At 34.8% G+C, this 6827-nt stretch carries 7 protein-coding genes; 6 read left to right on the top strand and 1 reads right to left on the bottom strand.

What is annotated here, in order from left to right; genetic code table 11:
• The first annotated feature begins 270 nt into the window (after window positions 1-270).
• The 6 genes from K9N40_12730 to lpxK all read left to right on the top strand — a co-directional run bounded on the left by K9N40_12730 (window position 271) and on the right by lpxK (window position 5481).
• Complete coding sequence (locus K9N40_12730; GenBank protein MCF7815332.1) at window positions 271-1848, top strand: T9SS type A sorting domain-containing protein; 1578 nt, start codon at window positions 271-273, stop codon at window positions 1846-1848.
• Between the two features lie 134 nt (window positions 1849-1982).
• Window positions 1983-2870, top strand: a complete 888-nt coding sequence (locus tag K9N40_12735) for a hypothetical protein (GenBank protein MCF7815333.1) — start codon at window positions 1983-1985, stop codon at window positions 2868-2870.
• 204 nt (window positions 2871-3074) lie between these two features.
• Window positions 3075-3731 carry a hypothetical protein gene (locus K9N40_12740; protein MCF7815334.1) on the top strand — a complete coding sequence of 219 codons (657 nt, stop codon included), beginning with the start codon at window positions 3075-3077 and terminating at the stop codon, window positions 3729-3731.
• The gene (locus K9N40_12745) at window positions 3728-3943 is read left to right on the top strand and encodes a hypothetical protein (GenBank protein MCF7815335.1); all 216 of its coding nucleotides are present in this window, start codon (window positions 3728-3730) and stop codon (window positions 3941-3943) included. Before K9N40_12740 ends, K9N40_12745 begins: the two co-directional genes overlap by 4 nt.
• A gap of 30 nt (window positions 3944-3973) precedes the next feature.
• Window positions 3974-4480 carry a cob(I)yrinic acid a,c-diamide adenosyltransferase gene (locus K9N40_12750; GenBank protein ID MCF7815336.1) on the top strand — a complete coding sequence of 169 codons (507 nt, stop codon included), beginning with the start codon at window positions 3974-3976 and terminating at the stop codon, window positions 4478-4480.
• Entirely contained in the window at window positions 4480-5481 is a 1002-nt protein-coding gene (gene lpxK / locus K9N40_12755) for a tetraacyldisaccharide 4'-kinase (protein MCF7815337.1), read from the top strand. The genes K9N40_12750 and lpxK overlap by 1 nt, the downstream gene beginning before the upstream one ends.
• Here the strand turns inward: lpxK and K9N40_12760 are convergent.
• Window positions 5478-6668: a hypothetical protein gene (locus K9N40_12760; protein ID MCF7815338.1), complete on the bottom strand. Its 1191-nt coding sequence runs from the start codon at window positions 6666-6668 to the stop codon at window positions 5478-5480. The genes lpxK and K9N40_12760 overlap by 4 nt on opposite strands.
• Between the last annotated feature and the right edge of the window lie 159 nt (window positions 6669-6827).

Below are 6827 nucleotides of genomic sequence, written 5' to 3' on the forward strand. Positions count from 1 at the left end.
GACTCTATATGAAGAGCCTGTTCAAATAATTCTTTATACATTTTTCCCCCATTTATTTTTTAGAGGAAAATTTCTTCATAGCTTTTTTTTCTTCAACTACTTTTTTAACTTCACCCACTCTTTTCTAAAAAGAACCATATTTTTGTAAAGAACACAGGTCAAATACATGTTATTGTAGATACATTTTCTGTCGCAAATCCAAATGTTTATTATGCAAAAGCATCTGATTCATTTCCTAATCCAAATCCAACGACTGAACTGGAAGTAGATGTGGACTTTGGTTTACATGAATTAATTTCCCATGACCTTTATGTTTCCGAGGACGGTGATGATGAAAACTCAGGTTTATCATTTGATGAACCTTTACGGAACATATCAACAGCAGTGCGCTTGATAGATATGAGTGTGGGAGTTGAAAGAACGATCCATGTATCTGCTGGAACATACTCTTATGCATCAAATCAACAGATATTCCCCTTTGGTTTCAAAGAAAATCTTTCCATTATCGGTGAAGATAAATCTAATACAATTATTGTTAATGATTCTTCTTCAGAAACATTTGCAATCTATGATTTGACTGGATTTAATAAGTTGTCTAATTTTTCATTTCATTATGATTACTCATTTCCTGGTGCAATGTGCAGTTTGTATTTATATGAAACCTTTAAAATATTAAATTGTGAATTTTCTGGAATATCAGGTGATTTCTTTATTGAATCAAGTGAATCGGATAACCTTCAAATTATTGATACTTATATACATGATGTAGTAACTACTGATTTTTCTGGTGTGATGTTGTTTCTGGCTAATGGAAGATTAGATAATGTTACTTTAGATAATTGCACAATTGTCACAAATCCTGATAATTCTGTTTCATCTTTAGATATTCATGTAAAGGATGAGTTTGTTGTTGAAAACTGTAAAATTATTAATAATGTCAGTATTAGTCAAAATACTGGTAATGTAATATTGAGGGAAAATCCAGGTGTTCCAACTACCAAAATTATCAATAATTGTCTATTCGCCAATAACTCATCTATATCCGATAATAATGTTGAAATCTATGGAACTGGTTATAATTCAATGAGTAATTGTACTTTTGTAAATAATTCTTCCACTTTTTCAACATTAGAAATGAAGGGAGATTTAGATTTAAACAATTCAATATTAAATAATCCTTCAAATGGCTATGAAATTTCACTGCCAAACGCTATTAGTATTGGCATTTTAAGTGAATTAAATGTATCTAACTGTGATATACTTGGTGGATATAGTGCAATATACAATCAGAACTTTGTAAATACGGTAAATTGGTTAGAAGGCAATATTGACGATGATCCACTCTTTCTTCTTTCAGGCGATGATCCATATCAGTTAACAGAACTTTCTCCCTGCCTCGATGCCGGTACACCTGATACAACAGGTTTATTCCTTCCACCCTGGGATTTACTACATCATCAAAGAGTATGGGATGGTGATGGAAACGGATTGGCAACAATTGATATGGGTTGTTATGAGTTTGGGGCTCCACCGGTAGTCAGTGTAGAAGATCCGGTTGTTATTCCAAATGATGAGATAAATCTATGTAATTACCCCAATCCTTTCAATCCTTCCACTACAATATCATTTAATCTTTTTGAATCAGGTAAGGTTAAAGTTGAAATATTTAATATAAAAGGGCAAATGGTAAAAACTTTAATGGATTGCACCACAGCACCGGGAATATACAATTGCATCTGGAACGGTCGTAACGATGCCGGCAAACGCGTCGCCAGCGGAGAATATATTGCCAAACTAAAGGTGAACGGCGAAGAGACAGCGGCGCATAAGATGATGTTGATTAAATGATAAGTTGGCTCTATCATCCCGATCAACAATTCTGACATAAACTCTCGTTCCTATAATTATGTCTGGGAACGAGATTCATTGACAACCATCCTCTTATTTTCATCGCTGTTTCCAAATAAATTTGAGGTTTTGTAATGACAAATTATCTGATTGCCATGCTGTTGGGACTGATCTTCAGCATTACTTTTCATATTTCTCGTGGAATGCAGCAGCAAGGCATCAAAACACTCACTTTCATCAAAGATAAATTAAAAGGTCATCAACCATCATTTTCCTGGAAAGAATGTAAACCGAATATTTACATTTTTGGAATTATCCTCAGCAACAGCGGAATTATCTGGGTTATCCTGGCCGGAAAATTTGCTCCCGCTTCCTATTTTACTTCCATGTATGGTCTGGGATTGATCGTTATGTTGTGGTATTCGAACAAGATTCTGAAAGAAAGAATTGATAAATGGGAATATCTGGGAGCTGCAATCCTGATAATTGGAACTGTTCTAATTGGCATCGATGGAATCTTCCAGCCAAAACTTAATTATGCAGAGATCGATCTGCAAACTATCTGGTGGTTTGTGGGAATATTCACAACCCTATCACTTTTTGCTCTCATTTTAATTCGCAATCATCGAAATCTGGTTTTAAAATCGATTATCTTTGGAATTTTTACGGGAGGAACTGTCAGCTTCGATCCTATCTTTAAAGGAATCGGGCAACACCTTCATCATAATTCCAGTTACTTTCCAGTTTCATCTATGGGTTGGACTGTCTTCTTGTTAAGTTTGGTTTTCACAACTGCTGCTTTCTGGATAACTCAATGGGGATTTTCCAAGAATGTACGAGCAGCACTCCTGATCCCAATGCATAATTCCATTTTTATTGTTTTTCCTATTTTTGTGCAATTGCTTGCATTGCCCGGTTACAAAATAACTTATCTTTCTTTGGTAGGAATTGTACTGATATTAGCAGGGAACTTGGTAATGAAAACCGATGAAATGAAGAGACTGAAAAGAAATAAGTTTTGACATAAAAAATGATGAAAATGAGTATGAATCATGCAGCTCGATCTGCCAGATCGAGAATAATTTGAGCGACCTGGCAGGTCGTACAAATTGGAATTGTTGGTTCGAAGAAGAATGAGCGACCTGTACAAATTGGAATTGTTGGTTCGAAGAAGAATGAGCGACCTGGCAGGTCGCTGTACGAATTGAACAGAATGAGGATTAGTTATGCAAAACCAATTCTTTTATCGAGAATTTTATAGAAGAAATCTTCCCCATTATCAGCCAGGAAACGGCATTTTTTTCATAACAACTTGTTTAGCAAAAGCACTATCAACAAAAATCATTTCTGAATTAAAACAGAGAAAAATTGATTTTCAAAATATGATCAAAAAAGTTTCTGAAAATCAAAAAATATTTGTCCTTAAAGAATTTCATAGAAGTTATTTTAGGGATTTTGAATCATTTATTCATTCTCAATCAAAAAAGGACTGGTTAATCAGAACATCTATTCAACAAGTTATCAAAGAGAATCTTTTATTTTGGGATGGAGTCAGATACAAATTAATTGCATTTTGTATCATGCCGAATCATTTGCATCTTATGATAAAACCTTTCCAAAAGGGTAAACACATGTATGAATCTTTGAGCAAGATAATGTTCACAATGAAAAGTTTTACGGCAAATGAATGTAACAAAATCCTTGATCGTTCCGGGCAGTTTTGGTTACATGAATCATATGATCATTATATTAGAAATTTTAAAGATTATGAGTATCATCTAAAATATCTTTTAGAAAATCCAGTGAAAAGTAATTTAGTTAATAAATGGAAAGATTGGAATGGTAATTGGCTTTATAAAGACTGGGATAAAATTGAGATATGAAATCTTCCAAGATAAAGCTGATAAAGGTTCGTAGCTCGATCTGCCAGATCGAGAATAATTTGAGCGACCTGCAGGTCGTACAAATTGGAATTGTTGGTTCGAAGAAAAATGAGCGACCGAGCAGGTCGTACAAATTGGAATTGTTGGTTCGAAGAAGAATGAGCGACCTGGCAGGTCGTACAAATTGGAATTGTTGGTTCGAAGAAGAATGAGCGACCTGGCAGGTCGCTTACGGGGAAATTATGATTCAAATTTACACCGGAAACGGTAAAGGTAAAACCACGGCAGCCTTGGGCTTGATCGTGCGAGCTCTAGGCAGGCAAAAGAAAGTCTGCCTGATCCAATTTATGAAGAAAAATTTCGAATACGGAGAAATCCAATTTCTTTCCAAACAGAAAAATCTCTATATTTTTCAATTTGGAACTGACAAATTGATCGATCCTGAAAATCCTGCCAAAATAGACTTTGACGAAGCGGAAAAAGCTTTCAAAAAATGCAAGGAAGTCATTTCTTCTCAGAAATTTGATCTAATCGTGATCGATGAAATTAATGTGGCAGTAAAATGGAAGTTGTTATCGCTTGAAAAGCAGCTTGAATTGATGCAAATTTCAACTGAATCTGAGATCGTGTTGACTGGAAGATATGCTGATAAAAGAACTATTGAAAAAGCCGATCTGGTAACAGAAATGAAAGAAGTAAAACACTACTTTAATAAAGGTTTTCAAGTTAGAAAGGGAATAGAATTCTGATGCAGAAACTGATCGAGCAAAATCTCTACAAAAAATCTATTATTTCCTGGCTGCTTTGGCCGTTTTCACTGATTTACTCTGTAATTATAATTTTAAGAAGAAAGCTACATTCAAATGGTTATCGTTCGTGCTGCAAGATCATCAGTGTTGGTAATATCGTCAGTGGTGGCAGCGGCAAAACTCCGGTTACGATTCTTTTAGCAAAACACTTACAGAAACAAGGAAAAAAAGTTGCAGTTTCGCATCGCGGTTATAAAGCAAAATACGAGAACGAGAATAAACTGATCTCAGATCAAAAACAAGTTTTTGATTTTGCTAAAGAAGCTGGTGATGAGGTATTTTTATTAGCTACCAAGCTTCCAGGAATTCCTGTAATTGCTGGTAGAGATCGCAAGAAGTCAATTCAACTTCTGGAAGAAAAATTTCCCGATTTGCAATACATAATTTTGGATGATTCTTTTCAACATCTCAAAGTTCAGCACGATCTGGATTTTGTGGTTTTCAGTGCCATCGGAGGAATTGGAAATGGATTCGTACTTCCTGCTGGAATTCTGCGCGAACCACTTTCTGCTCTCAAGTCTGCTGATTACATTATCTGGAATGGAAAAGGTGAAATTCCTGAAAAAATCCAAAAATATAAAAACCCGCTCCTGCGCGGAAATTATCAGATCAAACGATTTTCTGATAAAGATGGAAATACTATAAAACCAACTGGCAAATGCGTCTTACTTTCCGGGATTGGTTTACCGAAATCGTTTGAAAATACAGTTCAGCAAGCTGGCATAAATTTTGAAAAACATTTCCGTTTTCCCGATCATTATGATTTCCAGAGCAAAGAAATTTTAAAACAGATTTCTGCCGTTGTAAAATTGGGAAAAATCGATTATCTACTTACAACCGAAAAGGATTTTGCCAAGTTAAAATTCATCGAACACGACCTGCAACTGGCAATTGTTGAAGTGGAATTTGTTTTGGAGAACAAAGTAGATTTGAAGATCTAATGATGTTTTATCAACCTCAATAATTTCATAAAATCCACTCTGACAAGATAATCATCAATGCTTTGTTTTTCCTGTAAATCACCACCGGGAAACTCCGCATAATTATACTGAAATTGTATAATATCGTTAAATCTCAAATTGAAACCATAACCTGATGTGTCACCTTTTACTTCACCGGTAATATCTGAATAATACCCTTTTCTCAGTGAAAAAAGATCAAAGAAAATAATTTCATATCCTTTTCCCCATTCTCCAGGATTATCTGGTGATTCTTTACCAATTTGCTGGTCATCATAACTATAATAGAACGAAATAAGATTGGTGGAAAAAAAATCAATGATCGGATGAATTTTAAAATCCGGAATTAATTTTTTACTGATCACGATTTTCCCAGAGACAGCTGTCCGAATTCCCCAGGGTAAATAATCTGCCTGGCTTACGTTGATGTAGGTTATCTTTGATTTGGCAGGATTTATATTGTTGATGCTGCCTACTACATCCAAAGTACAGAATCCACCTAAAGCATTAGTTTCATTAAAAGGACTGATCCGTCCGATAAAACCATAGGAAGAGAATGATGATTCTCCAATTGAGTATTCCATTGGCTCAAACGAACCTGTTCCCATTGGCCCTAGTTTGCTATACAAATCATCATAACTGTAGCCAAATGATAACTCACCAAATTTATTGATCTTATTAAGTAAATCTGATTTGAGTAAATTGAATACGAATTCCAAAGAGTTCATACCAATGGCAAATTTCGTATCAGCATCCCAGGATTCGAAAGTTCCTATTACATTTCCCAAAGAATCAGTTTGAGTTTGTTCTCCATAACTCATGAAAGTTCCCAAACGATCTCTGTCGTTAGATATCGGTAAAAGAATTCCTAATCCATTCCAACCTATACTTACATATTTCGATTTTATGTAAATATCCGAGAAAACATTTTTAAGCCATGGTGTATCGGAATATCCATAAGCCAAACCTTTGTGATAACCAAGCTTGGCTGGATTGCTCCAAACTCCCAACGGACTTGTATCCCAGATGTCGGCTGCTCCGCTTTTATTACCAAAAGCTACACCTTTTGCTGAAGTATTGATTAATGTATAAATACAGGCAAATTCGTTAATGGAAGATAATTCAAAAATAATAAAAATAAGAATAAGCATCAATAAAAGTTTTCTCATTTCAACCTCCAATTCCCCAAAAAGTCAAGTCCAAATTTGTGTGTAAATTCCTCATATTGGATTTCACGCAATTTTCTTGATTAGTTATTTGTTATTTTCTTTCTTTGATTCATAATACTCGTCCATTATAAAATACTTTTTACCAGTAATCCATTTTTC

The organism is Candidatus Cloacimonadota bacterium (genome assembly GCA_021734245.1).
GTDB lineage: Bacteria > Cloacimonadota > Cloacimonadia > Cloacimonadales > TCS61 > B137-G9.